The sequence below is a fragment of the Spiroplasma sp. hy2 genome (assembly GCF_044714365.1).
GTDB lineage: Bacteria > Bacillota_I > Bacilli_A > Mycoplasmatales > Mycoplasmataceae > Spiroplasma > Spiroplasma phoeniceum.
On sequence record NZ_RXFZ02000189.1, the window covers coordinates 1 to 1,771 of the forward strand.

1 protein-coding gene is annotated in these 1,771 nt (G+C 24.7%); it reads left to right on the top strand.

What is annotated here, in order from left to right; all coding sequences use genetic code 4:
- On the top strand, positions 1 to 1,676 hold a 1,676-nt coding region (locus EHV01_RS05235; RefSeq protein ID WP_422066534.1), incomplete at its 5' end, for a hypothetical protein.
- Positions 1,677 to 1,771: the final 95 nt, after the last annotated feature.

The following is a 1,771-nucleotide window of genomic DNA, read 5'->3' on the forward strand; positions in this document are numbered from 1 at the left end:
ATCAACCAACTATGATAACTGGTTATGAAGATTGAAAAAAAGATATGGAAAGTAGATATGATTTTTGAAAACAGAAAAATAGTGAGGGCATTGTAATAACTGATAAAGCTAGTTCAACAGCAACCAATCCGACTGTTGGAACAACTATTAAGGAAGAAAATTCAAATTCTAAACCTTATTGGTCTAAAAATTGAATGATTACTCCGCCAGATAAAATAAAAGTAAATAGTGGAACTGTTAATAATATTATTAGTACGCAAGCATCATCATATTTTAGAAGAAAAGATGAATTTGGTAATACTGTTGGTCAAGTTCAAATTGAATATAATAAAATGGGTAAATGTAACGTTTGAGATATTTTAAATATGAATAATTTTATTAATCGCCAAATTACAGTATTACCTTTAAATTATACCCAAAAATTAGTATTTAATCCTTTTACTATCCCGGGCGGAGTTGGTAAATTCTTAAACTTTATTTCATTTGGTATTCCCTGGGGTTGAGTAATTAATCAAGATGAAAAAACTTGACCTAATTTCCAATGACTTAATGGATTTATGAGTGCTAATATTTATAGTTTTTATAATGATGCCTTTTGGTCTGAAAAATCAAAAGGTAAAGGTTATTTACCATTTGAAATATTTAGAGAACAAGGTAATGATAAAATTGGTGCTATTTTTGGTGCTAATGCTACTAGTTTAGGTTTTACTACTTTATTAACTGATAAATTTAAAGGGACTGTTTTAACTAATGATGGTAAACCAACCGAAGAATTAGTTTATTCAACTTATAATTTAAAACAATTAAATCCTAAAACTAACCGAGTTTATTTAATTAATGAAAAAACCAAATCAGTTGATGCACAAACACCAGTTAGTGATATTGAAAAAGATAATAATTGCGAATTCTTACAAACACCAGATGGTACAAATTGTAGTTATATAATTGATATGTTTTCTATTCAAGCCTTATATAAAGGTAATTTTGAAATTATCTTTTATGCTGATAACCCATATACCAATAATGAAGAAGATTATTTACGCTTATCAGTATGGAGTTTCAGAGGTAAAACAAAAAGTGTTTTAAATAATTATTTACGCGATATGACAACTAATTATAAAACTAGTTTTCTATTACCACATGACTATGAAATACCAACATTTAATTATCCTGAATATGTTTTACCACCAGTACCATATAATTACAAACCTTATATGAAAGATATATGAGGTGCCAATACAATTCAACCATTAAAAACTAAAATTACAGCACCAGAACAATGTACTAATATTCATTCAATAATTAGAGGAAATAATTTTATTAATTTATTTAATAATAATTATTATGAAAGTTATTATGAAGTAGAAATTGATTTAAAACAAATTGATCCAACAATTCAAAGTATTGATAAATTTATTAGTTCTTATAAAACTATTGAAATAAGTAATCTTAATAATTTACAAGTTAAATGTGCGGTTCCTAATATAGAAAATTTTATTTCTAATAGAAATATTAATATTTTAGGCGGTGTTGACGATTGTAAAGATAATTTTAAAACATTAACTGATGTAAGTTTACGTTCTGCGGGTCTATCACAAAGTGATAATATTAATTTTGATAATGTAATAACTTTATATACTGATAATATAAAAGTAAATAATAGACTTCTTGCATAACCTATTAAAATAATTGTAAATATTTTTAAAAAAATACTAATAGCAAATTATAATTTTAATTAATTATGTCTTTTATTTAAAAATTTANNNNATYT